This is a genomic window from Streptomyces sp. 5K101, assembly GCF_046506645.1.
Taxonomy (GTDB): Bacteria; Actinomycetota; Actinomycetes; order Streptomycetales; family Streptomycetaceae; genus Streptomyces.
The window spans coordinates 14,100-37,533 of the sequence record NZ_JBKFFO010000010.1; the positions used below are offsets into that span (position 1 = coordinate 14,100).

20 protein-coding genes are annotated in these 23,434 nt (G+C 71.8%); 18 read left to right on the forward strand and 2 right to left on the reverse strand.

The window, feature by feature from the left end; translation table 11 throughout:
* Positions 1–157: 157 nt before the first annotated feature.
* From ACLB9X_RS19935 to ACLB9X_RS19955, 5 genes are all read left to right on the forward strand, one after another.
* Positions 158–1,969, forward strand: a complete 1,812-nt coding sequence (locus ACLB9X_RS19935) for a non-ribosomal peptide synthetase (RefSeq protein ID WP_410361740.1) — start codon at positions 158–160, stop codon at positions 1,967–1,969.
* A gap of 96 nt (positions 1,970–2,065) precedes the next feature.
* Positions 2,066–2,527 carry an ArsR/SmtB family transcription factor gene (locus tag ACLB9X_RS19940; protein ID WP_410361741.1) on the forward strand — a complete coding sequence of 154 codons (462 nt, stop codon included), beginning with the start codon at positions 2,066–2,068 and terminating at the stop codon, positions 2,525–2,527.
* Between the two features lie 17 nt (positions 2,528–2,544).
* Positions 2,545–3,915, forward strand: coding sequence for an MFS transporter (locus ACLB9X_RS19945; RefSeq protein ID WP_410361742.1), 1,371 nt, complete (start codon positions 2,545–2,547; stop codon positions 3,913–3,915).
* 87 nt (positions 3,916–4,002) lie between these two features.
* Entirely contained in the window at positions 4,003–5,010 is a 1,008-nt protein-coding gene (locus ACLB9X_RS19950) for an aspartyl/asparaginyl beta-hydroxylase domain-containing protein (RefSeq protein ID WP_410361743.1), read from the forward strand.
* 3 nt (positions 5,011–5,013) lie between these two features.
* On the forward strand, positions 5,014–5,775 hold the full coding sequence (locus ACLB9X_RS19955) for a 4'-phosphopantetheinyl transferase family protein (RefSeq protein ID WP_410361744.1): 762 nt from the start codon (positions 5,014–5,016) through the stop codon (positions 5,773–5,775).
* Between the two features lie 203 nt (positions 5,776–5,978).
* Here the strand turns inward: ACLB9X_RS19955 and ACLB9X_RS19960 are convergent, their stop codons facing one another.
* On the reverse strand, positions 5,979–7,508 hold the full coding sequence (locus tag ACLB9X_RS19960; protein ID WP_410361745.1) for an ArnT family glycosyltransferase: 1,530 nt from the start codon (positions 7,506–7,508) through the stop codon (positions 5,979–5,981).
* 152 nt (positions 7,509–7,660) lie between these two features.
* Between ACLB9X_RS19960 and ACLB9X_RS19965 the strand changes: the two genes are divergently transcribed.
* Entirely contained in the window at positions 7,661–8,455 is a 795-nt protein-coding gene (locus tag ACLB9X_RS19965; RefSeq protein WP_410361962.1) for a class I SAM-dependent methyltransferase, read from the forward strand.
* Positions 8,456–9,101: 646 nt separating this feature from the next.
* Here the strand turns inward: ACLB9X_RS19965 and ACLB9X_RS19970 are convergent.
* Complete coding sequence (locus tag ACLB9X_RS19970) at positions 9,102–9,881, reverse strand: C40 family peptidase (RefSeq protein ID WP_410361746.1); 780 nt, start codon at positions 9,879–9,881, stop codon at positions 9,102–9,104.
* Between the two features lie 690 nt (positions 9,882–10,571).
* Here ACLB9X_RS19970 and ACLB9X_RS19975 point away from each other — a divergent pair.
* From ACLB9X_RS19975 to nuoL, 12 genes are all read left to right on the forward strand, one after another.
* Positions 10,572–10,931 carry an NADH-quinone oxidoreductase subunit A gene (locus ACLB9X_RS19975; protein WP_003974383.1) on the forward strand — a complete coding sequence of 120 codons (360 nt, stop codon included), beginning with the start codon at positions 10,572–10,574 and terminating at the stop codon, positions 10,929–10,931.
* A gap of 19 nt (positions 10,932–10,950) precedes the next feature.
* Positions 10,951–11,505, forward strand: a complete 555-nt coding sequence (locus ACLB9X_RS19980; protein ID WP_393877392.1) for a NuoB/complex I 20 kDa subunit family protein — start codon at positions 10,951–10,953, stop codon at positions 11,503–11,505.
* Positions 11,502–12,230, forward strand: coding sequence for an NADH-quinone oxidoreductase subunit C (locus ACLB9X_RS19985; RefSeq protein ID WP_410361747.1), 729 nt, complete (start codon positions 11,502–11,504; stop codon positions 12,228–12,230). The genes ACLB9X_RS19980 and ACLB9X_RS19985 overlap by 4 nt, the downstream gene beginning before the upstream one ends.
* Positions 12,227–13,549, forward strand: a complete 1,323-nt coding sequence (locus ACLB9X_RS19990; protein ID WP_410361748.1) for an NADH-quinone oxidoreductase subunit D — start codon at positions 12,227–12,229, stop codon at positions 13,547–13,549. Before ACLB9X_RS19985 ends, ACLB9X_RS19990 begins: the two co-directional genes overlap by 4 nt.
* Entirely contained in the window at positions 13,546–14,379 is an 834-nt protein-coding gene (gene nuoE / locus ACLB9X_RS19995; RefSeq protein WP_410361749.1) for an NADH-quinone oxidoreductase subunit NuoE, read from the forward strand. Before ACLB9X_RS19990 ends, nuoE begins: the two co-directional genes overlap by 4 nt.
* Complete coding sequence (gene nuoF / locus ACLB9X_RS20000) at positions 14,379–15,758, forward strand: NADH-quinone oxidoreductase subunit NuoF (protein ID WP_410361750.1); 1,380 nt, start codon at positions 14,379–14,381, stop codon at positions 15,756–15,758. Before nuoE ends, nuoF begins: the two co-directional genes overlap by 1 nt.
* 61 nt (positions 15,759–15,819) lie before the next feature.
* Positions 15,820–18,327, forward strand: coding sequence for an NADH-quinone oxidoreductase subunit G (locus tag ACLB9X_RS20005; RefSeq protein ID WP_410361751.1), 2,508 nt, complete (start codon positions 15,820–15,822; stop codon positions 18,325–18,327).
* Positions 18,324–19,721, forward strand: a complete 1,398-nt coding sequence (gene nuoH, locus ACLB9X_RS20010; RefSeq protein WP_410361752.1) for an NADH-quinone oxidoreductase subunit NuoH — start codon at positions 18,324–18,326, stop codon at positions 19,719–19,721. The genes ACLB9X_RS20005 and nuoH overlap by 4 nt, the downstream gene beginning before the upstream one ends.
* Positions 19,684–20,346 carry an NADH-quinone oxidoreductase subunit NuoI gene (gene nuoI, locus ACLB9X_RS20015; protein WP_410361753.1) on the forward strand — a complete coding sequence of 221 codons (663 nt, stop codon included), beginning with the start codon at positions 19,684–19,686 and terminating at the stop codon, positions 20,344–20,346. Before nuoH ends, nuoI begins: the two co-directional genes overlap by 38 nt.
* Entirely contained in the window at positions 20,343–21,179 is an 837-nt protein-coding gene (locus tag ACLB9X_RS20020) for an NADH-quinone oxidoreductase subunit J (protein WP_410361754.1), read from the forward strand. Before nuoI ends, ACLB9X_RS20020 begins: the two co-directional genes overlap by 4 nt.
* On the forward strand, positions 21,176–21,475 hold the full coding sequence (gene nuoK, locus ACLB9X_RS20025; protein ID WP_365977471.1) for an NADH-quinone oxidoreductase subunit NuoK: 300 nt from the start codon (positions 21,176–21,178) through the stop codon (positions 21,473–21,475). Before ACLB9X_RS20020 ends, nuoK begins: the two co-directional genes overlap by 4 nt.
* A gap of 15 nt (positions 21,476–21,490) precedes the next feature.
* Entirely contained in the window at positions 21,491–23,434 is a 1,944-nt protein-coding gene (gene nuoL, locus ACLB9X_RS20030; RefSeq protein ID WP_410361755.1) for an NADH-quinone oxidoreductase subunit L, read from the forward strand.

Below are 23,434 nucleotides of genomic sequence, written 5' to 3' on the forward strand. Positions count from 1 at the left end.
GCCGGTCCTGGCGATCCGAGCCCCGGCGGCCGGTCCTGGCGATCCGAGCCCCGCCGGCCCTGGTGGTCCGAGCCCAGGCAGCCTGCCCTGGCGGTCCGAACCCCGGCCGGCGGCCGGGGTCACCCGCAACCCCCCCGTCCTGATCAAGGAGCCTGTGATGCACGCGAGTTCCACCGGCCTGACCGAGGCCGCCCCCGCCGCCTGCGCGGCCCCGGACCGGGCAGCCGCCCCCGACCTGCTGCTGCGCTTCCGGGAGGCGGTCACGGCCCACCCGGGCCGCACCGCGGTCACCACGCCCGCCGGCGAGCGCCTGACGTTCGCCGGCCTCGACGCCCGGGCCCGCTCCGTGTCCGCCGCCCTCGCCGGCGCGGGCGTGCGTCCCGGCGATGCCGTCGGGGTCAGCCTGGAGCGCGGCCCCGAACTGGTCGTCGCGCTGCTCGCGGTCTGGCGGGCGGGTGCGGCCTACGTCCCGCTGGACCCGGCGCACCCGAAGGAGCGCCTCGCCCACATGGTCGAGGACGCCGGCATCTGTGTGGTCGTCGCGGCCGACGGCGGCCACGCCTGGGGGCCGGGGGTACGGGTGCTGGCGCCCGGTGCGGGCGCGGTGTTCCCGGTGGCCGAGGCGGTGGTGCCGCCCGGCGCGCCCGCGTACGTCATCTACACCTCGGGCTCCACCGGCCGCCCCAAGGGCGTCACCGTGACCCGCGGCGGCGTGGCCCACCTGGTGCGCTCGCTGGAGGAGAGCGGCGTCTACCCGGACACCGCCGGACGCGTCGCCTGGAACGCGAGCGTGTCGTTCGACGCCTCGGTGCAGCAGTGGGCCAGGGTCTGCCGTGGCGACGGGCTCCTGCTGCTCACCGAGGAACTGCGGGCCGAACCCGAGGCGCTGGCCGCGTACCTGCGGGAGCAGGGCGCGACCGACCTCGACACCACGCCCTCGCACTGGACCGCGCTGCGCGACCAGGTCGTGGCCGCGGCCGAGGGGCTGCCTGGCCGTCCGCTGCGGCTGTTCATCGGCGGCGAGCCGGTACCGGCCGCGATGTGGACGGACCTGGCGGAGCTCGCCGGGCGCGGACTCGTCGGCGCGGTGAACCTGTACGGACCCACGGAGTGCACCGTCGACTCCACGGCCGGCTGGGTCACCGGGGAGAGCGCCCACATCGGGCCGCCGCTGCCGGGGGTGGGCGCCCACGTGCTCGACGACGACCTGGCGCCCGCCGGTGAGGGCGAGCTGTACCTGACCGGCCCGGGCCTGGCGCAGGGGTACCGGGGCCGCCCGGGGCTGACGGCGGAGCGTTTCCTCGCCTCGCCGTTCGGGCCCGCGGGCGGTCGCATGTACCGCACGGGCGACCGGGTGCGGTGGCGGGCCGACGGGACGCTGGACTACCTCGGCCGGGTCGACCACCAGGTCAAGGTGAACGGCTTCCGCGTGGAACTCGGCGAGATCGAGGCGGTGCTGACGAGCCGTCCGGAGGTGGCGGCGGCGGTCGTGGTGGTACGCCAGGACGGCACGGGCGCCGCGCTGGCCGGCTACGTCGTACCGTCCCCGGGCGCCTCGCCGGACCTCGCGGAACTGCGCGACTGGCTCGCGACCCGGCTGCCCGCCTACATGATCCCCTCTCTGACCTCACTCGCGGAGCTGCCGCTGGCGGTGGGCGGGAAGGTGGACCGGGCGGCGCTGTCCGCGCGGCCTGCCGGGACGGCCGCGCAGGACGCGCCGGACGGCGGGGCGCTGCCGGAGGGCGAGTTCGAGGTGACCGTGGCCGAGGCGTGGCAGGAGGTCCTGGGCCGGGAGCGGGTGCTGGCCACGGACGACTTCTTCGCGCTGGGCGGGCACTCCCTGATGGCGCTGCGCGTGGTGGCGAACCTGAAGCGGCGGCTGGGTGTGGTGATCCCGACCAGGCTGGTCTACCGGCACCCGGTGCTGCGCGACCTGGCCCGTGAGGCGGCCGCGCTGCGGGATTCCTGACGTGACCCGCCCGCATCCGGCCTTTCACCGTCCGCTTTCCGGCGAACCTGTCCGAGAAGTCCCGGCGACGAAGCCCCCGGACCCTACGGTGCCGATGTGAGCGACGAGTCCGCCGGCCCCGGCCGCGTTCCTCCCCGGCCGCCGCATCCCCGTCCGGCGGATGGGGCCGCACCCGACGCCCGCAGCCTGCGCGGCCTCGCCCATCCCCTGCGGTTCCACCTGCTCGGCCTGCTGCGGACCGAGGGACCCGCGACCGCGACCCGGCTCGCCCGGCGCACCGGGGTCAGCTGGGCCTCCGCCGGCTACCACGTGCGCCGGCCGGCCGCGTACGGCTTCGTCGAGCCGGACCGGCACACCGGCGGCGGACGTGAGCGCTGGTGGCGGGCCGCGCGGCAGCCCCCGGTCGAGGTCATCGGCACGTACGGCCGGGAGCGCCCGGGGCCGGAGGAACCGGAGCCGGAGACCGTCCCGGTCGTCCTGCGGCTCCAGGCGTTCCCCCGCCCCGCCGCGCTCGCCCGGCCGGAGCCCGTACCGCCCTGCCCGCCCCACCCGGAATGACGGAAAGGTTCGCGTCGATGCCCCACCAGATGCCCCCCGAGAGGGACGTGACGGTCCGCGGCCGGCGCACCTCGCTGTACGGACTGCTCACCTCGTACACGATCTCGCTGTTCGGCACCCGGCTGACGATGATCGGCCTGCCCTGGCTGGTCCTGGTGACCACCGGCAGCGCCACGCAGACCGGACTGGTGGTCTTCTGCGAAGCCGTTCCCCTGGTCGTCGGCAAGACCCTCGCGGGTCCGCTGATCGACAGGATGGGCTCCCGGCCCTTCTCCGTCCTCGCCGACGTGGTCAGCGCCGTGGTGGTCGGCCTCGTCCCGCTCTGCTACTGGCTGGACGTCCTGCCGTACGGGATGCTGCTCGCCCTGTCCGCGGCCATCGGCCTGGCCCGGGGCCCCGGCGACGTCGCCAAGCGCACCATGACCCCCGAGGTCGCCGAGGAGGCGGGGGTCCCGCTGGAGCGGGCCAGCGGACTGGTCGGCACCCTGGAGCGGCTCGCCGGCACCGCGGGCCCAGCCGCGGCGGGCGCCCTGGTCGCCTTCCTCAGTCCGCTGTGGGCCATGACGGCCAACGCGCTGTGCTTCCTTGTGTCCGCGGTCGCCGTCGCGGTCACCGGGCCGCGCCGCGGCACGAGACCAGGGCGAGCCGGGCGGACGGCGGACGAGGAGGAGCCCGAGAGCTACGCCGAGCGGCTGAAGGCGGGCATCCGGTTCCTGCGGCAGGACCGGCTGCTGCGCTCCATCGCCGTCATGCTCAGCGTCACCAACCTCGTGGACGCGGCGTACGGTTCGCTGCTGATCCCCGTCTGGGCCAAGGAGGCGGGCGGCGGTCCGGCCGCGATCGGCGCGCTGGGATCGGTGTTCGGCATCGCCGCGGTGGGTGGTTCGGCGCTGGCGACGGCGTTCGCGCACCGGCTGCGGCGCCGGCCCACGTATGTGATCGCCTTCCTGATCGCGGGTCCGCCGAGGTTCCTCGTGATGGCCTTCGACCTGCCGCTGTGGGTGGTGCTCGCGGTGGGCGCCTGCGACGGCCTCGCCATCGGCTTCGTCAACCCGATCCTGAACGCCGTGATGCTGGAGCGGATCCCGCGCCCGCTGCTGGGCCGGGTCTCCGCCCTGACCGACTCCGTCGGCTCCGCCGGTGTCCCGCTCGGCCCGGTGCTGGCCGGCGCGGCCGTGACCGCCGCCGGTCTCGCGCCGGTGCTGTACGCGTGCGCCGGGCTGTACCTGGTCAGCACGGTGGTGCCCGCGATGCGGCCGCACTGGCGGGAACTGGACGCCCGCGGGAGCGAGGACGCCGGGGCAGAGGCCGAGGAGGAGCCGGCCCCACCACCCGCGGCCCCCGGGGCCCCGACTGCCCCTGAAACTGCCCCCCGTACCTCCGCATAGCGCCCAACTCGCCCCATAGCGTGTGCATGACTGCTGACGTTCCGAACCCCCGGACCCCGATACCGACCCACGAAAAGAGGCGTTCCCATGTCGAGTGGCACATTCGCTGCGGTACAGCTCAAGGGCGACTACGACGTCGACCGGCTGCTGGCCGAACTGCAGGAGCTGGAGCGGACCCAGTGGGCCGCCCAGCGCACCTACGGGGAGAGCCTCGAACCCGGTGAGGCCAGCGCACTGGACTGGCGGGTGCTCCCGCTGCGCAGCCCCGAGGGCAGCGCCGAGCGCACCGACCCGGGCGGTTTCGGCCTCGTCGACTACGCGTCGACCCCGTGGCTGGACAAGGCCCCGTACATCGCCTCGATCCTGGCCGCCATCCCCACCGAGCTGCGGGCCGTGCGCCTGATGTCGCTCGGCGTCGGGGCCGAGGTCGACGAGCACCGCGACGTCCCCTACGGGCTGCCCGCCGGCTGGGTCCGGCTGCACATACCGCTGGTCACCAACGACAGGGCCGTCCTCACCCTGGGGGGCGAGCGGCACACCTGGCAGCCCGGCACGTTCTGGTTCGGGGACTTCTCCCGGCTGCACTCGGTGCGCAACGACGGCGACGAGCGTCGCGTCCACATGGTCATCGACGCCTACGTCAGCCAGGAGCTGCTGGAGCTCTTCCCGGCCGAGTTCCGCGACGCGATCCGCTGGTCCGAAGTGCTCCTCAACCGCCCCGAACTGCCCCTGGACGCCTCCGAACTGCCCGCGTTCGCCTGCACCTTCGCGCTGCCGGACGCCTTCCTGTACGGGGAGTCGGAGGAGCTGGCCGCCGCGGACGAGAAGTACACCGCGGACTCCGTCACGGCCTCCGACGACCGGTCCGGCCGCATCCGCGTCGACGGCGACCGGCTGGTGCTGGACGTGGACGGCGAGCCGCGCGCCCGGCTGGTCCACCTCGGGGAGGGCGAGTTCCGTGCCGCCGGCTGGACCGCCGAGCGCACCCTGAAGATCGAGCCGGCCGGTGTCGGCGGCCCGCGGGTGCGGCTGCGGATGCGCTGGGGCAGCCGCATGGAGGAAGTCGTCCGCCCCTCGGTCCCGGTCGCGGCCTGAGCCATGCCGACGGCGACCGGCGTTCTGCTCGATCCCGCCGAGTTCGATCCGGCCGGGTTCGCGCCGGCCGGACCGCGCCCAGCGGACGGCGCCCGCCGGCCGGCCCTGCCACGGGCGGGCGCGCCCCCGCACGTGTGGCTGGTGCGCGCACAGCACCACCGGGCGTTCGTCCTCGGCAGCGCGCCGGACGTGCTCGACGCCGAGGAACGCGCCCGGGCTGCGGCGCTGCGGGTCCCGGCGGACCGCGAGTGCTACCTCGCCACGCACGTGGCCCTGCGGTTGCTGCTCGGCGCCTATCTGGAGCGGCCGCCGCGGGAGGTGCCGCTGACGCGCGTCCCGTGCCCGTCCTGCGGGGGGCCGCACGGGCGGCCCTCGGTGGCCGGCCACCCGCTGCACTACTCGCTCTCGCACAGCGGCAGCCTCGGCCTGCTGGCCTTCGCGGCGACCCCGGTGGGCGTGGACACCGAGACGGTGCCGTCCCCGGCGGCGGTGCGCGAGGCGTCCGACGCGCTCCATCCGCGGGAGCTGGCGGAACTGGCGCTGCTGCCCGCGGAGGCCCGGCCGCCGGCCTTCTCCCGGGCGTGGGTGCGCAAGGAGGCGTACCTGAAGGGACTGGGCATCGGCCTGGCGGACGACCCGGCGTCCTGGTACCTCGGCACGGGCGTCGAACCGGCGGAACCACCCCCGGGCTGGCACCTGTCCGACGTAGCGGCCCCACCCGGCTCCACGGCGGCCCTGGCCTGGCGCGGAGCCCCGGGTACGTGACCGGGTCGGCGGCCGTCGGCTTTGCCGGCCGTCTGCGGCAGCCGGTGGCGCCCCCGCCTCCCCCCCCGCCCGTGGGTGCCGGCCGAGTCCCGGGGGACGTGGACGGGCAAGCTCGTCCGGTTGCCCGGTCGGGCAGCGGCGGTGCCCGTGGGCAGCGTTGGCCCCGTGCCTGAGACCCCGGGGGCGTCAGCGGCGGCGGGCCGTCAGCCGTTCGTCGCCGGCGGGCGTGGGCCCGAGACATAGACCCGCAGGCCCGTCCGGCTGCCCAGGTCGGGCAGCGGATGGGCGGGCCACGCGCGGGCGTACGCCGGGGGGCGGCCCCCCTCCGCGACCACGACGGCGACCGGCCGGTTCCGCGTCGCGGCCGTCAGCTGCTGCGGCGTGATGCTCTCGTCGTGGCCCCGCGGCTGGCGGGAGGCGCAGCCGGCGCGGAACGCGATGCGGATCGCCTCCGCGCCGCTGACCACGCAGGGCGGACGCACCCCCAGGGCGTGCAGTTCGGCGGTGACGCGCTCGAGGTCGGCGGTGCTGCGGCGCACCCGGTCGGCCGCGCGGTCGACCACCAGGTACTGGACCGTCAGGTGCGCGGCCACGGCCGCCACGACGATGCCGACGGCGATCCGGCGCCCGCGCGGACGGGGCCGGCACGCGTAAACGAGGCCGTACGCGACGGGCAGGGCGAGCAGCGCGTAGGCGGGCAGCAGGAAGCGCGGCGCCGCGTAGCCGACGGTGAACAGATACGGCGCGGCCAGCGCGGCTCCGACGACCGTCGCCACCACCACCGTCGTACGGTGGCGGCGGCCGCGGGATGCCGTCCGCACACCGGCCGCGACGAGCAGCGGCAGGACGAAGAACCACAGGGCGGCCGCCGGGCGCCGCCAGGGCACGTCGCAGGGGCGGCACAGCAGGCGTCCGTCCATCGCGCGCACGTGGTCGTCGACGGAGAAGTACCAGCCGAGCCGCCCCTGGATCTCGCTGGCCCGCTCCAGCCGGGCGGCCAGGCCCCCGTACGAGACGTACGCCTCGACGATCCACGGGGCGCAGCCGACGGCGACGCCCGCGGCGAGCAGGACCAGCAGCAGCGGCCACCGCCAGGCCCGGATCACCACGGCCGCGACCGCGAGCGGCAGGGCGAGCCACACCGCGTCCGTGGGCCGCATCAGCGCGGCGAACGCCACGCCCGCGGCCATGCCGACGGGCGCCCACCGGTCGCCCGGGCTCCGGGCCGCCCGCAGGAAGCAGCCGACCGCGGCGAGCGCACCGTAGGCGACCCACAGGTTGGGCATCGCCTGCGAGGCGTAGAACATCGTGATCCACAGCCCTGCGAACAGCCCGCCCGCGAGGCCGAGGACGGGAGCCGGCAGCAGCCGTCGCCATACCCACAGCGCGAGGAACAGGCCGCCGCCCGCCAGCAGGGCCATGAAGACGCGCAGCGCCACGACGGAGGTGGTCAGCGCCGTGACGGGGGCGACGAGGAAGGTGATGCCCCGCGCGCGCGGCGCGCTGAAGAACGCCGCCGGTGCCTGCGGGCTCACCTGGCTGATGTACACCGACTCGTCCCAGCCGAGCCCGAGCCCCGGGGCGATCAGTGCGAGGTGCAGGAGTGCGAAGGCGGCGGAGACGGCCGCGAGCCAGGGGAGGGGGTTCCCGGCGGGGGCTGCGGAGCCCGGGCCGCGCAGCACCGTGCCCGCCGCACCGTTCCGCGCCTGGCTGATCATGCCTGATTCGCGCATGGCAGCCACGCTGCCGCCGGGCGCGGCCCGGTGCCCGGACGGACGCGGCAGTCGGACCAAGCCGCGTTCCGAACGAGTGAGCCCACACCTGGGTGGCGCGTCCGTCGTTAGCATCCGGAAAGGTGCAGCCCATGGATGGCACGGAGGCCGTCATGCAGCAAGGACCCGCATCCCGCCTGTCGGTGAACCGCTCACGTCTCGGCCACAAGGTGCGGTACGCCCTGAGCCATCCCCGCCGGGTGGTACCCCATCTGCGCCGGGCGGGCCGGGACGCGTGGCTGCGGCTGCGCCACCGCGGCGGCCACGTCGCGTACTACCGGGCGGTGATGGCGTCGGACACCGCGAGGAGCCCGGAGGCGGCGGTCGGCGGCGGGCCGTCGTTCGACCGCTGGCTCGCCATCGGGCAGATGCAGTTCGACTACCTGCGCGAGCACGGGCTGCGGCCGCAGGACCGGCTGCTGGAGATCGGCTGCGGCAACCTGCGGGCGGGCCGGCTGTTCATCGACCATCTGGAGCCCGGCCACTATTACGGGATCGACATCTCGCCCGACATCCTCATCGAGGCGAAGAAGACCCTGGTCCGCTACGGGCTCCAGCGCAAGATGCCGTACCTGACGCCCGTCGACGACCTGACGCTGGACTTCCTGCCCGACGCCGCGTTCACGGTCGTGCATGCGCACAGTGTCTTCTCGCACTCGCCGCTGGAGATCATCGACGAGTGCCTCGCGCACGTCGGACGGATCCTCGCGCCCGGCGGCTTCTTCGACTTCACCTACGACCGTACGGAGACGCGCGAGCACCAGGTACTGGGCGAGGACTTCTACTACCGCACGGAGACGCTGGTCGGGCTGGCCGCGCGCCATGGCCTGACCGCCCGCTTCATGGACGACTGGGAACGGCTGCCCCACGGTCAGTCGAAGCTCCGCGTGACCCACACGGCGGCGTGACGAACGAGGACCCCGACGGACCGCGGTAGCCGTCCCGGGACGCGGTCCCGGCGGTCCGGTTGTCCCGCACGGCGGCCTGCGCCACGGCGGCCGCCGCGCGCATACACGCGGCGCGTGACGGAACGTCCGACGGAGCGGCGGGACGGGCACAGGCTCGACCGGGACAGGGGCCGAACGGGGGCCAAAACCGCGGGGCGTGGGCGTGGAACCCCGCCCTCCGGCGACGTGGCCCGGCCCGCGTAGCCGCTCACCCGACGGCGGCCGTGGCCGAACTGCCGGGGCGCACGGTCGACCGGGTGCCGAACCGCGGCGCGTGGGCGTGGACCGGCGACCTGCCGGCGACGTGGCCCGGCCAACCCTGCACATACCGGCCAACCCTGCACATAGACGTTCGCCCCGGCCGCCGGCGCGGGGCCGAACTGCGGGGGGCATGGTCGACCGTGGGTCGAACCGCGGGGCGTGGGCGCCGACCGGCGGCCGGGGCCGACCCGCCGGGCCGCAGGCCCCAGCCGGGGCGACCGGGGCCGAGCCGACCGGGGCAACCGGGGGCCGAGCCGCCGGGCCGCAGGCCCCGGCCGGGGCGCAGGCGGGACGCACAGGCCGCCGCTCCCCTGCGGAGCGGCGGCCCGTCGAGGACGTCGGGCCCTCAGAGCACGCGGACCGCGCCGCTCGCCGGGTAGCCGGACAGGTCCTGGATCACGACGCCCTTGCTCGGGTTCGCGGCGTCGAGGTACTGGCCGTTCCCGATGTACACACCCGTGTGGTACGCCGAGCCCGCGCCACCCCAGTAGAGGATGTCGCCGACCTGGAGATTGGAGGTGCCGACCTGGGTGCCGGCGACCGACTGGTCCTGCGAGACGCGCGGCAGCTCGATGCCGACCTGGCGGTACGCGGCCTGGACCAGGCTGGAGCAGTCCCAGGCGTTGGGACCGGTGGCGCCCATGATGTACGCGTCGCCGAGCTGCGCCTTGAGGAAGGCGACGACCGTGGCGGCGGAGCCGCTCGCGGGGGCGGACAGCGTGGTGCGCCCGGCGGTGCGGGAGGCACGCTTCTTCGTCTCCGCCTCGGCGCGGGCCTTCGCCTCCGCCTTGGCCTTGGCCTCGGCCTCGCGCTCCGCCTCGGCCTTCGCCTTCTTGGCCTGCTTCGCCGCCTCCTCGGCGGCGGCGTCCTCCTGCGCCTGCAGTTCGAGGTCGAGCGCGACCTGCTGCGTGGCCGCGGCCGACTGCGCGACCGCAGCGGAGAGGTCGGCGGCGGTGAGGACGGGCATCTCGATGGTCTGGGTCACCGGCTCGGCATTCGCCGGCGCGGTGGCTCCGGCCACCGCGATGGTGCTGAGGAAGCCACCGGCAACTCCGCTTCGGATCGCGACTTTCGACGCTCCGCGGCGGGGCTTCCGGTGGCTGGGTATGTGAGCGGTGTGGGACATGAGAACAACCGCTATCAGGGCCCGACGGTTCCCTTCAAGAAACGTGGGTTGCGCCACAGTTACGAACGGAACCTCTGAATCCGCTGCCTATGAACCTTTATTGACGCCCTAACGGGCAAACCGGTCATCCGTGATCACGGCTGTGATCATGGGCTTTCCGTAAAAGGTCCGAATTGCCGTCGACCTATCACCGTCTCGCCCGGATGGCCAAGCCCGCTTTTGTTGAACTCTTGAGCGAGTGGCGCAGGTCACAGAACGGTCAACGTCTGGGCCCGTGGGGGCTCGTGAACGCGTGCACGCGTCCATCGCCGTCCGCCCCGTCCCACGGTCGAGTGAGCGATGTCCTCTATCACCCATTGCGGTCCATCGCCAATTTGCCTGCATGCGCCATCACTTGATAGAGAACCACGCCTTTGACCAGCGGAAACCGCACCGGATGTCACATCTGGTGATCGCTCGGGAGCTTCACGTATGAAGATCACCGCTCATCCTCGTTCATGATCGTTCGTCGGGTGGTGGAGATCACAAACGCGATGCCGGACCCCGTGTCGCAGATCACAGACCGAGAGGCATAGGATGCGGAGCAGTCGGGCTTGTGAACTGCCTCACATGTGCACGATCTTCTCGAGGCGGCGAGGCGATGGCCCGGTGCGGTCCAACGGTCAAGGACGACTGGAAGGAGCGGGGAGGGTGAATGCCTACGCGCCCATCCTTGTGCTCGGCGCCCTCGGGGCAGGGTTTGCGATCTTCTCCGTGGTCATGGCCACGCTTATCGGCCCAAAGCGGTACAACCGGGCGAAGCTTGAAGCGTACGAGTGCGGCATCGAGCCCACGCCGACGCCGGCCGGTGGCGGCCGCTTTCCGATCAAGTACTACCTGACGGCGATGCTCTTCATCATTTTCGATATCGAGATCGTCTTCCTCTATCCCTGGGCCGTCACCTTCGACGCGCTGGGGATCTTCGGGCTCGTGGAGATGCTGCTCTTCGTGCTCACCGTCTTCGTCGCCTACGCGTACGTGTGGCGGCGCGGCGGCCTGGAATGGGACTGAGGGGCGAAGGGGCACTCCTATGGGACTCGAAGAGAAGCTGCCGAGCGGCTTCCTGCTGACCACCGTCGAACAGGCCGCGGGCTGGGTGCGCAAGGCGTCCGTCTTCCCGGCGACCTTCGGCCTGGCGTGCTGCGCCATCGAGATGATGACGACGGGCGCCGGGCGGTACGACCTGGCCCGGTTCGGCATGGAGGTCTTCCGCGGCTCGCCGCGCCAGGCCGACCTGATGATCGTGGCCGGGCGGGTGAGCCAGAAGATGGCGCCCGTCCTGCGCCAGGTCTACGACCAGATGCCCAGCCCCAAGTGGGTGATCTCCATGGGTGTTTGCGCATCGTCGGGCGGAATGTTCAACAATTACGCGATTGTGCAGGGTGTTGATCACATTGTCCCCGTCGACATCTATTTGCCCGGCTGCCCGCCGCGCCCCGAGATGCTGATGGACGCGATCCTCAAGCTCCACCAGAAGATCCAGACCTCCAAGCTCGGCGTGAACGCGGAGGAAGCGGCCCGCGAGGCGGAGGAAGCAGCCCTGAAGGCGCTCCCGACGATCGAGATGAAGGGGCTGCTGCGGTGACCGACCAGCCGAATCCGGAGAAGGAGCTCTCCGGGCAGAACCTTCCCGGGCAGCGCGGTGAGCACGGCGAGGAGATCCGCGTCCAGCGCGGCATGTTCGGCGCCAACGACGGAGGGGATACGTCCGGTTACGGAGGGCTCGTACGCTCCGTACGGCTCCCGGGACCGGCCGCCCGTCCCTACGGTGGGTACTTCGACGAGGTCGCCGACGAGCTCGAAGGCGCCCTGGAGGAGCAGGGCCTCCTCCCGGAGAACGCCATCGAGAAGACGGTCGTCGACCGCGGCGAGCTCACCTTCCACATCGCGCGCGAGCACCTGCTCCAGGTGGCGCGGACCCTGCGCGACGACCCCGCGCTGCGCTTCGAGCTGTGCACCGGCGTGAGCGGCGTGCACTACCTCCACGACAAGGGCCGCGAACTGCACGCCGTCTACCACCTGCGGTCGCTCACCCACGGCCGGCTGATCCGGCTGGAGGTCTCGGCGCCGGACAGTGACCCGCACATCCCGTCGCTGGTGTCGGTCTATCCGACCAACGACTGGCACGAGCGCGAGACGTACGACTTCTTCGGGCTCGTCTTCGACGGCCACCCCGCCCTCACCCGGATCATGATGCCGGACGACTGGCAGGGCTTCCCGCAGCGCAAGGACTATCCGCTCGGCGGCATCCCCGTCGAGTACAAGGGCGCCCAGATCCCGGCTCCGGACCAGCGGAGGTCGTACTCGTGAGCACGCAGCCAGCAGCACCCCGCGAGACCACCGAGGGGACCGTCTACACGGTCACCGGCGGCGACTGGGACGAGGTCGTCCAGTCCGCCGCCAAGGCCGACGACCAGCGCATCGTCGTCAACATGGGGCCCCAGCACCCCTCCACGCACGGCGTGCTCCGCCTGATCCTGGAGATCGACGGCGAGACCGTCACCGAGGCCCGCTGCGGCATCGGCTACCTGCACACCGGTATCGAGAAGAACCTCGAGTACCGGACGTGGACGCAGGGCACCACGTTCGTCACGCGCATGGATTACCTGACGCCGTTCTTCAACGAGACGGCGTACTGCCTGGGCGTGGAGCGGCTGCTCGGCATCGAGGACCAGATCCCCGACCGGGCGACGGTCATCCGCGTGCTGCTGATGGAGCTCAACCGGCTCTCCTCCCACCTCGTGGCCATCGCCACCGGCGGCATGGAGCTCGGCGCCACGACGATCATGATCTACGGCTTCCGCGACCGTGAACTGATCCTCGACATCTTCGAGCTGATCACCGGCCTGCGCATGAACCACGCGTACATCAGGCCCGGCGGGCTCGCCCAGGACCTGCCGCCCGGTGCGGTGGACCAGATCGCCACGTTCGTGAAGAAGATGAAGAAGAACCTGCCGGAGTACGACAAGCTCGCCACCGGCAACCCGATCTTCAAGGCCCGTATGCAGGACATCGGGTACCTGGACCTCACGGGCTGCATGGCGCTCGGCGCCACCGGACCGATCCTGCGCTCCGCGGGCCTGCCCCACGACCTGCGCAAGACCGACCCGTACTGCGGCTACGAGACGTACGACTTCGACGTCCCGACCGCAGACACCTGTGACGCCTACGGCCGCTTCCTCATCCGCCTCGAGGAGATGCGCCAGTCGCTGCGGATCGTCGAGCAGTGCCTGGACCGCCTGGAGCCCGGGGCGGTCATGGTCGCCGACAAGAAGATCGCCTGGCCCTCGCAGCTCGCCCTGGGCCCCGACGGACTCGGCAACTCCCTCCAGCACATCGAGAAGATCATGGGCACCTCCATGGAGGCCCTGATCCACCACTTCAAGCTGGTGACCGAGGGCTTCCGCGTCCCGGCCGGACAGGCGTACGCGGCCGTCGAGTCGCCCAAGGGCGAACTGGGCGTGCACGTCGTCTCCGACGGAGGCACCCGTCCCTTCCGGGTCCACTTCCGCGACCCGTCGTTCACCAACCTGCAGGCCATGGCTGCGATGTGCGAGGGCGGCATGTTCGCCGACGTCATCGTCGCCGTCGCGTCCATCGACCCCGTGATGGGAGGCGTCGACCGATGACGGACGTATCGCTGGGTATGCCGCAACTGCCCGCGCCCGACTACCCGGCCGATGTGCGCGCCAGGCTGGAGGCGGACGGGAAGGAGATCATCGCCCGCTACCCGGACAGCAGGTCCGCCCTGCTGCCGCTGCTGCACCTCGTGCAGTCGGAAGAGGGCCATGTGACCCGTACGGGCATGAAGTTCTGCGCCGACATGCTCGGTCTCACCACCGCGGAGGTCACCGCGGTCGCCACCTTCTACACCATGTACCGGCGCAAGCCGTCGGGCGACTACCAGGTGGGCGTCTGCACCAACACCCTGTGCGCGGTGATGGGCGGCGACGCGATCTTCGAGGAGCTCAAGGAGCACCTCGGCGTCGGCAACAACGAGACGACCGAGGACGGCAAGGTCACGCTCGAGCACATCGAGTGCAACGCCGCCTGCGACTTCGCACCCGTCGTGATGGTCAACTGGGAGTTCTTCGACAACCAGACGCCCCAGTCCGCCAAGCAGCTCGTCGACGACCTGCGGGCGGGCCGGCAGGTCACGCCCACGCGCGGCGCGCCCCTGTGCACGTACAAGGAGACCGCCCGCATCCTGGCCGGCTTCCCCGACGAGCGTCCCGGCGCCGTCGAGGCGAGCGGCGGCGCCGGACCCGCGTCGCTGATCGGGCTCCGCCTGGCGAGGGGCGAGGCCGCCCCGGCACGTGTGGTCCACCCGCGCGGCGAGGCGCCCAAGGAGCGGCCGCAGCCCGGCGCCGAGCACCTGAGTTCTCACGACGCGCCGCAGCAGACATCGGCGTCCGACCCGGAGCACCCGGCCGGACCTGTCAGCAAGGAGGGGGAGTGATGACCGTGTCCACCGAATACGGGGGCAGCTCCCGGCCCGAGACCGGCGGCGAGGCGAGCCCGGAGAAGCTGCTGGTCCCGGTGCTCTCCGCCTTCTGGGACGAGCCGGAGTCCTGGACCCTGGAGACCTACCGCAGGCACGAGGGCTACGAGGGCCTGCGCAAGGCGCTCGCGATGACCCCCGACGACCTCATCGCCTACGTCAAGGACTCGGGCCTGCGCGGCCGCGGCGGCGCGGGCTTCCCCACCGGAATGAAGTGGCAGTTCATCCCGCAGGGCGACGGCAAGCCCCACTACCTCGTGGTCAACGCCGACGAGTCGGAGCCGGGCACCTGCAAGGACATCCCGCTCCTCTTCGCCAACCCGCACTCCCTGATCGAGGGCATCGTGATCACCTGCTACGCGATCCGGTCCAACCACGCCTTCATCTACCTGCGCGGCGAAGTCGTCCCCGTGCTGCGCAGGCTGCACGAGGCCGTCCGCGAGGCGTACGAAGCGGGCTTCCTCGGCAAGGACATCCTGGGCAGCGGGCACGACCTCGAGGTCACCGTGCACGCGGGCGCCGGCGCGTACATCTGCGGTGAGGAGACCGCGCTGCTGGACTCCCTGGAGGGCCGCCGCGGCCAGCCCCGGCTCAGGCCCCCCTTCCCCGCGGTCGCCGGTCTGTACGCGTGCCCCACCGTGGTGAACAACGTCGAGTCCATCGCGTCCGTTCCCGCGATCCTCAACAGGGGCAAGGAGTGGTTCACGTCGATGGGCAGCGAGAAGTCCCCGGGCTTCACGCTGTACTCGCTCAGCGGCCATGTCGCGAGCCCCGGCCAGTACGAGGCCCCGCTCGGCATCACGCTGCGCCAGCTGCTCGACATGAGCGGCGGCATGCGGCCGGGCCACCGGCTCAAGTTCTGGACGCCGGGCGGCTCCTCGACCCCGATGTTCACCGACGAGCACCTCGACGTTCCGCTGGACTACGAGGGCGTGGGCGCGGCCGGGTCGATGCTGGGCACCAAGGCGCTCCAGTGCTTCGACGAGACCACCTGCGTGGTGCGGGCCGTGACGCGGTGGACCGAGTTCTACGCCCACGAGTCGTGCGGCAAGTGCACGCCGTGCCGCGAAGGCACCTACTGGCTCGTCCAGTTGCTCCGCGACATCGAGGCGGGCAAGGGCGTCATGAGCGACCTCGACAAGCTGAACGACATCGCCGACAACATCAACGGCAAGTCGTTCTGCGCGCTCGGCGACGGCGCCGCCTCGCCGATCTTCTCCTCGCTCAAGTACTTCCGCGACGAGTACGAGCAGCACATCACGGGCCGGGGCTGCCCCTTCGACCCGGCCAAGTCCACGGCCTGGGCCGACCGACACATCACGGAGGTGTCCGCATGAGTCCGGCGCACGCGCCCGGCACCGGCCGCGGCTTCGACTCGTCTCACCCGGAGGTGGACGCATGACCGTCACCACGTCCTCCGCCTCCGCCGGCGGAGCGGCGGCCCGGCCGCCGGAGGACCTCGTCTCGGTGACCATCGACGGCGTCGAGCTCTCCGTCCCCAAGGGGACGCTGGTGATCCGCGCCGCCGAACTGCTCGGCATCGAGATCCCCCGCTTCTGCGACCACCCCCTCCTCGACCCCGTCGGCGCCTGCCGCCAGTGCATCGTCGAGGTCGAGGGCCAGCGCAAGCCGATGGCCTCCTGCACCATCACCTGCACCGACGGCATGGTCGTCAGGACGCAGCTCACCTCGCCCGTCGCCGAGAAGGCGCAGAAGGGCGTGATGGAGCTGCTGCTGATCAACCACCCGCTGGACTGCCCGGTCTGCGACAAGGGCGGCGAATGCCCGCTGCAGAACCAGGCGGTCTCGCACGGGCAGGCGGAGTCCCGCTTCGACGGCAGGAAGCGCACCTACGAGAAGCCCATCCCGCTCTCCCCGCAGGTGCTCCTCGACCGCGAGCGCTGCGTGCTGTGCGCGCGCTGCACCCGCTTCTCCAACCAGGTCGCGGGCGACCCGATGATCGAGCTGCTGGAGCGGGGCGCGCTCGAACAGGTCGGCATCGGCGAGGGCGACCCGTTCGAGTCGTACTTCTCCGGCAACACCATCCAGATCTGCCCGGTCGGCGCGCTCACCTCGGCCGCGTACCGCTTCCGCTCCCGCCCCTTCGACCTGGTCTCCTCGCCGAGCGTGTGCGAGCACTGCGCGGGCGGCTGCGCCACCCGCACCGACCACCGGCGCGGCAAGGTCATGCGCCGCCTGGCCGCCGAGGACCCGGAGGTCAACGAGGAGTGGCTGTGCGACAAGGGGCGGTTCGGCTTCCGCTACGCCCAGCAGCGCGACCGCCTCACCACCCCGCTGGTGCGCAGCAAGGACACCGGTGAGCTGGAGCCCGCCAGCTGGCCGGAGGCGCTGGAGGCGGCGGCGGAGGGACTGCGTGCCGCGTGCGGCCGGGCCGGGGTGCTCACCGGCGGCCGGCTGACCGTCGAGGACGCCTACGCCTACGCCAAGTTCGCGCGGGTCGCCCTGGGCACCAACGACATCGACTTCCGCGCGCGGGTCCACTCCGCCGAGGAGGCCGACTTCCTGGCGGCGGCGGTCGCCGGACGGGGCCGGGACCTGTCCGGCACGGGAGTCACCTACACCTCGCTGGAGAAGGCGCCGGCGGTCCTGCTCGCCGGGTTCGAGTCGGAGGAGGAGGCGCCCGGCGTCTTCCTGCGCCTGCGCAAGGCCCACCGCAAGCACGGCCAGCGCACGTTTTCCCTGGCCACGCACGCCACCCGCGGCCTGGCCAAGGCGGGCGGCACGCTGCTGCCGGCCGCGCCCGGCACCGAGACCGAGTGGCTGGAGGCCCTCGCCTCCGGCACCGGCCTCGAAGGGGACGGCGCGCGGGCGGGCGAGGCGCTGCGCGCCGAAGGCGCGGTGATCGTGGTGGGCGAGCGGCTCGCGGCCGTGCCCGGCGGTCTCACCGCCGCCCTGCGCGCGGCGGCCGCGACCGGTGCCCGCCTGGTGTGGATCCCGCGTCGGGCCGGTGACCGCGGCGCGGTCGAGGCGGGCGCGCTCCCGTCGCTGCTGCCGGGCGGCCGTCCGGCCACCGATCCGCGGGCCCGTGAGGAGACCGCCGAGGTCTGGCGCGTACGCGAACTCCCGCACCGTTACGGCCGGGACACCGGCCAGATCGTCGAGGCCGCGGCCACCGGCGAACTGGGCGCGCTCGTCGTCGCGGGTGTCGAGGTCGCCGACCTGCCCGACGTGGCACGCGCGCGTGAGGCGCTCGACGCGGTCGGCTTCCTGGTGTCGCTGGAGCTGCGGCCCGGCGAGGTCACCGAGCGGGCGGACGTCGTCTTCCCGGTCGCGGCCGTCGCCGAGAAGCCCGGCACCTTCCTCAACTGGGAGGGCAGGGTGCGGATGTTCGAGGCCGCGCTCAAGCCCGACCAGATGACCCGCCCCGTCCCGCCGACCGACGCCCGCGTGCTGCACATGCTCGCCGATGCGCTCGACATCCCCTTCGGCCTGCCGGACCTGAGGTCCGTCCGCGCCGAGATCGACCGGCTCGGCCGCTGGGACGGCCCCCGTGCCGGCGAACCCGCCGAGTCCGCGCGGCCGCTGCCGCGGCCGGGCGCGGGCGAGGCGGTCCTCGCCGGTCACCGGCTCCTGCTCGACCAGGGCGTGCTCCAGCAGGGCGACGAGGCGCTGGCCGCGACCCGGCACGCCGCCGTGGCCAGGCTGTCGGCGGCGACCGCGGCCGAGACCGGCGTCAAGGACGGTGACGAGCTCCAGGTCTCCGGCCCGGCCGGATCGGTACGGCTGCCGCTGCGGGTGAGCGAGATGCCCGACCGCGTGGTGTGGCTGCCGATGAACTCGGTGGGCGGCGGCGTGAGTGCGGACACCGGCGCCCGTCCGGGCGAACTGGTCCGTATCGCCGCCGTGACGGGGGCCGACGAGGCGACGACGGAGGTGCACGCATGACCACGCTGGCTCATGTCGCCGAAGCACAGCGCAGCGTCCTGGCGCTGGAGGACCTGTCGATGTTCGGGCGCGACCCCTGGTGGCTCGTCCTCATCAAGGCCGTGTTCTGCTTCGCCTTCCTGATGGTGACGGTGCTCTTCTCCATCGTGTGGGAGCGCAAGGTCGTCGCCTGGATGCAGCTGCGCATCGGCCCCAACCGGCACGGTCCGTGGGGTCTGCTCCAGTCGCTCGCCGACGGCGTCAAGCTGATGCTCAAGGAAGACGTGATCGTCAAGCGCGCGGACAAGGTGGTCTACATCCTTGCCCCGATCGTCGCCGCGATCCCGGCCTTCATGGCCATCGCCGTGATCCCGTTCGGCCCGGCCGGCAACGAGATCTCGATCTTCGGCCACCGCACCACGATGCAGCTGACCGACCTGCCGATCGCGATGCTCTACATCCTCGCCGTCGCCTCGGTCGGCATCTACGGCATCGTGCTCGCGGGCTGGTCGTCCGGCTCGACGTACCCGCTGCTCGGCGGTCTGCGCTCGTGCGCGCAGATGATCTCGTACGAGATCGCGATGGGCGCGGCGTTCGCCTCCGTCTTCCTCTACTCCGGGTCGATGTCGACGTCGGCGATCGTGGAGGCGCAGGCGGACCGCTGGTACATCCTGCTCCTGCCGGTCTCCTTCATCATCTACGTCGTCACGATGGTCGGCGAGACCAACCGGGCGCCGTTCGACATGCCGGAATCCGAGGGCGACCTCGTCGGCGGCTTCAACACCGAGTACAGCTCCATCAAGTTCGCGATGTTCATGCTGGCCGAGTACGTCAACATGGTCACCGTCTCGGCCGTGTCGGTCACCCTGTTCCTGGGCGGCTGGCGGGCGCCGTACCCGATCTCCGCCTTCTGGGAGGGCGCGAACCACGGCTGGTGGCCGATGCTCTGGTTCGTCGTCAAGGTCCAGCTGCTGCTGTTCTTCTTCATCTGGCTGCGCGGCACGCTGCCGCGTGTCCGCTACGACCAGCTGATGAAGCTCGGCTGGAAGGTCCTGATCCCGGTCTCCGTCGTCTGGCTGATGCTGGTCGCGACCGTGCGGGCGCTGCGGAACGAGAACTACGACTTCCAGCAGATCGTGCTCTACGTCGCCGGTGCCGTCATCGCCGTGCTGCTCCTGTCCTTCGTCGCCGATGTCTTCCGCGGCAAGAAGGAGAAGGAGGCCGAGGCCGCGAAGCCCGAACCCGGCCCCTTCGACCCGATGGCGGGCGGATTCCCCGTACCGCCGCTGCCCGGCCAGGAGTTGCCGCCGGTGCCGCGCAGGCGCCCGCGCCGCGACGGGGAACTGATCGTCAGCGGTGGCCCCCAAACCGACAGTGATGGTCCTCAGGACGGAAAGGAGGCTGACGGTGTCTGAGGGATCCGAGAGCTCGTTCCAGAATCCGGTCGCCGGCTTCGGCGTGACCTTCAAGGCCATGTTCAAGAAGCGGCTGACCGAGCAGTATCCGGAGCAGCAGAAGGTCACGGCGCCGCGCTTCCACGGCCGGCACCAGCTCAACCGCCATCCGGACGGGCTGGAGAAGTGCGTCGGATGCGAGCTGTGCGCCTGGGCCTGTCCGGCCGACGCCATCTATGTGGAGGGAGCGGACAACACCGACGAGGAGCGCTACTCCCCGGGCGAGCGGTACGGCCGCGTCTACCAGATCAACTACGCCCGGTGCATTTTCTGCGGCCTGTGCATCGAGGCCTGCCCGACGCGCGCGCTGACCATGACGAACGAGTTCGAACTGGCGGACAGCAGCCGGGAGAACCTCATCTACACCAAGGAGCAGCTGCTCGCCGGTCTGGAGGAGGGCATGGTCGATTCGCCGCACGCCATCCACCCCGGCATGGACGAACAGGACTACTACCGGGGGCTGGTCACCGAGGCCGCTCCCGGCACGGTCCGGCAGGTCGCCCACTCCAAGGGCGAGCGGGTGCAGGAGGCCGAGTCCACCTTCGGCGAGGACGAGCCGGCGTCGAAGAAGGTGATCGGCGCATGAGCACGCTCGCCGCCGCCGCGTCGACCGGCGAGGCCGTCCAGTTCTGGGTGCTGGGCACGGTCGCCGTGCTCGGGGCGCTCGGCACGATCCTGATGAAGCGGGCCGTGCACAGCGCGCTCAGCCTCGCCGGGACCATGATCGTCCTGGCGGTGTTCTACCTCGCCAACGGGGCGTACTTCCTCGGCGTCGTGCAGATCATCGTCTACACCGGCGCGATCATGATGCTGTTCCTCTTCGTCGTCATGCTGGTCGGCGTCACCGCCGCCGACTCGCTGAAGGAGACGCTGAAGGGCCAGCGCTGGCTGGCCGCCGCCTGCGGGCTCGGCTTCGGCATCCTGCTGATCGCCGGCATCGGCCACGCCTCGCTGAAGAACTTCAACGGACTGGGCGTCGCCAACTCCACGCACGGCGGCAATGTCGAGGGCATCGCGGCCCTGCTCTTCACCAAGTACGTCTTCGCCTTCGAGATCACCGGTGCCCTGCTGATCACGGCCGCGGTCGGCGCGATGGTGCTCACGCACCGCGAGCGCACCGAGCGGGCCAGGACCCAGCGGGAGCTGTCCGAGCAGCGCGTACGGGAGGGCCGGCAGCTGCCGCCCCTGCCCGCTCCCGGCGTCTACGCCCGGCACAACGCGGTGGACATCCCCGGTCTGCTGCCCGACGGCACCGCTTCCCAGCTCACCGTCAGCAAGACGCTGCGTGAGCGCGGCCAGATCCGCGACGTGTCGGCCGACGCGCTCAACGATCTCAAGGCGATCGAGCAGCGGTCCGAGGAGCGCCTCGGACGCGGCCGGGACGAGCACGACCGTGACGGACAGGAGGCCACGCGGTGAATCCGGTCAACTATCTCTATCTCGCCTCCCTGTTGTTCACCATCGGCGCGGCGGGTGTCCTGATCCGGCGGAACGCGATCGTGGTCTTCATGTGCATCGAGCTGATGCTCAACGCCTGCAACCTCGCACTCGTCGCCTTCTCCCGGATGCACGGCAATCTCGACGGCCAGATCATCGCGTTCTTCACGATGGTCGTCGCCGCCGCGGAGGTCGTGGTCGGACTCGCGATCATCGTGTCGCTGTTCCGTTCCCGCCACTCGGCCTCGGTCGACGACGCCAGCCTGATGAAGCTGTAAGGGGACCGACGAATCGTGGAGAACCTGATTGCGCTGCTCGTCGCGGCGCCCCTGCTCGGAGCGGCGGTGCTGCTGTGCGGCGGCCGCCGGCTCGACCGCACCGGCCACTGGCTGGGCACCCTGCTCGCCGCCGCGTCCTTCGTCATCGGCGCCGTGCTGTTCGCCGACATGCTCGGCAAGGGCGCGGAGGAACGCGCCCTGCACAGCAGGCTGTTCAGCTGGATTCCCGTCGAGGGCTTCCAGGCGGACATCGCCTTCCAGCTCGACCAGCTGTCGATGACGTTCGTCCTGCTGATCACGGGCGTCGGCACGCTGATCCACCTCTACTCCGTCGGGTACATGGAGCACGACGAGCGGCGCCGCCGCTTCTTCGGCTATCTGAACCTGTTCCTCGCGGCCATGCTGCTGCTGGTGCTCGCCGACAACTACCTGCTGCTGTACGTCGGCTGGGAGGGCGTCGGCCTCGCCTCGTACCTGCTCATCGGCTTCTGGCAGCACAAGCCCACCGCGGCGACCGCCGCCAAGAAGGCGTTCCTGGTCAACCGCGTCGGCGACATGGGCCTGTCGATCGCGATCATGCTGATGTTCACCACCTTCGGCACCTTCGCCTTCGGGCCGGTGCTGGAGTCGACGGGTGAGACGTCCGAGGGCATGCTGACGGCCATCGGCCTGATGCTGCTGCTCGCCGCGTGCGGCAAGTCGGCCCAGGTGCCGCTGCAGTCCTGGCTCGGGGACGCGATGGAGGGCCCGACCCCGGTCTCGGCCCTGATCCACGCGGCCACCATGGTCACCGCCGGCGTCTACCTGATCGTCCGCTCCGGCGCGATCTTCAACGCCGCGCCGGACGCCCAGCTGGCCGTCGTCATCGTCGGCGCGGTCACGCTCCTCTTCGGTGCGATCGTCGGTTGCGCCAAGGACGACATCAAGAAGGCGCTGGCCGGCTCGACCATGTCGCAGATCGGCTACATGATCCTGGCGGCCGGTCTCGGTCCCGTCGGATACGCGTTCGCGATCATGCACCTGGTGACGCACGGATTCTTCAAGGCCGGGCTGTTCCTCGGCGCGGGCTCGGTCATGCACGGCATGAACGACGAGGTCGACATGCGCAAGTACGGCGGCCTGCGCAAGTACATGCCGGTCACCTTCGTCACCTTCGGCCTCGGCTACCTGGCGATCATCGGTTTCCCGGGCCTGTCCGGCTTCTGGTCCAAGGACAAGATCATCGAGGCTGCCTTCGCGTACGACGACGGCATCCGCGGCTGGATCTTCGGCGGCGTGGCGCTGCTGGGCGCGGGCATCACCGCCTTCTACATGACCCGCGTGATGATCATGACCTTCTTCGGCGAGAAGCGCTGGCAGCCCGCCCCCGACCCGGACACGGCGCCCAGCGTCGAGCCCGGCATCGAGGTGCACCCCGGGGAGATGCCGCACCCGCACGAGTCGCCCAGGTCGATGACGATCCCGATGATCCTGCTCGCCTTCGGATCGGTCTTCGCGGGCGGCCTCTTCAGCCTCAACGAGTCCTTCGTCCACTGGCTGGAGCCGGTCACGCAGTTCGAGCACCCGCACCCCGTCATCGCCGTCCCGGCGATCACGGCCTCGACGATCGTCGTCCTGCTGCTCGGCGCGGGCCTCGCGTACCTGATGTACGGGCGGCGGCCGGTGCCGGTCACGGCGCCGCGCGGCTCGCTGCTCACCCGCGCCGCCCGCCGCGACCTGCTCCAGGACGACATCAACCATGTGGTCCTGGTCCGCGGCGGCGAGCACCTCACGCGCTCGCTGGTCTACGTCGACCACACCCTGGTCGACGGAGTGGTCAACGGCACGGCGGCCACGTTCGGCGGGCTCTCCGGCCGGCTGCGCAAGCTGCAGAACGGCTACGCCCGCAGCTACGCGGTCTCGATGTTCGGCGGTACGGCGATCCTCATCGCCGCGACCCTGCTGATGAGGGCGGTCTGA

Coding starts and splice junctions, on each gene's coding strand:
- ACLB9X_RS19935 (WP_410361740.1), top strand. CDS start 158: ATGCACGCGAGTTCCACCGGCCTGACCGAGGCCGCCCCCGCCGCCTGC.
- ACLB9X_RS19945 (WP_410361742.1), top strand. CDS start 2,545: ATGCCCCACCAGATGCCCCCCGAGAGGGACGTGACGGTCCGCGGCCGG.
- ACLB9X_RS19950 (WP_410361743.1), top strand. CDS start 4,003: ATGTCGAGTGGCACATTCGCTGCGGTACAGCTCAAGGGCGACTACGAC.
- ACLB9X_RS19955 (WP_410361744.1), top strand. CDS start 5,014: ATGCCGACGGCGACCGGCGTTCTGCTCGATCCCGCCGAGTTCGATCCG.
- ACLB9X_RS19960 (WP_410361745.1), bottom strand. CDS start 7,508: ATGCGCGAATCAGGCATGATCAGCCAGGCGCGGAACGGTGCGGCGGGC.
- ACLB9X_RS19965 (WP_410361962.1), top strand. CDS start 7,661: ATGCAGCAAGGACCCGCATCCCGCCTGTCGGTGAACCGCTCACGTCTC.
- ACLB9X_RS19970 (WP_410361746.1), bottom strand. CDS start 9,881: ATGTCCCACACCGCTCACATACCCAGCCACCGGAAGCCCCGCCGCGGA.
- ACLB9X_RS19980 (WP_393877392.1), top strand. CDS start 10,951: ATGGGACTCGAAGAGAAGCTGCCGAGCGGCTTCCTGCTGACCACCGTC.
- nuoE (WP_410361749.1), top strand. CDS start 13,546: ATGACGGACGTATCGCTGGGTATGCCGCAACTGCCCGCGCCCGACTAC.
- nuoF (WP_410361750.1), top strand. CDS start 14,379: ATGACCGTGTCCACCGAATACGGGGGCAGCTCCCGGCCCGAGACCGGC.
- ACLB9X_RS20005 (WP_410361751.1), top strand. CDS start 15,820: ATGACCGTCACCACGTCCTCCGCCTCCGCCGGCGGAGCGGCGGCCCGG.
- nuoH (WP_410361752.1), top strand. CDS start 18,324: ATGACCACGCTGGCTCATGTCGCCGAAGCACAGCGCAGCGTCCTGGCG.
- nuoI (WP_410361753.1), top strand. CDS start 19,684: ATGGTCCTCAGGACGGAAAGGAGGCTGACGGTGTCTGAGGGATCCGAG.
- ACLB9X_RS20020 (WP_410361754.1), top strand. CDS start 20,343: ATGAGCACGCTCGCCGCCGCCGCGTCGACCGGCGAGGCCGTCCAGTTC.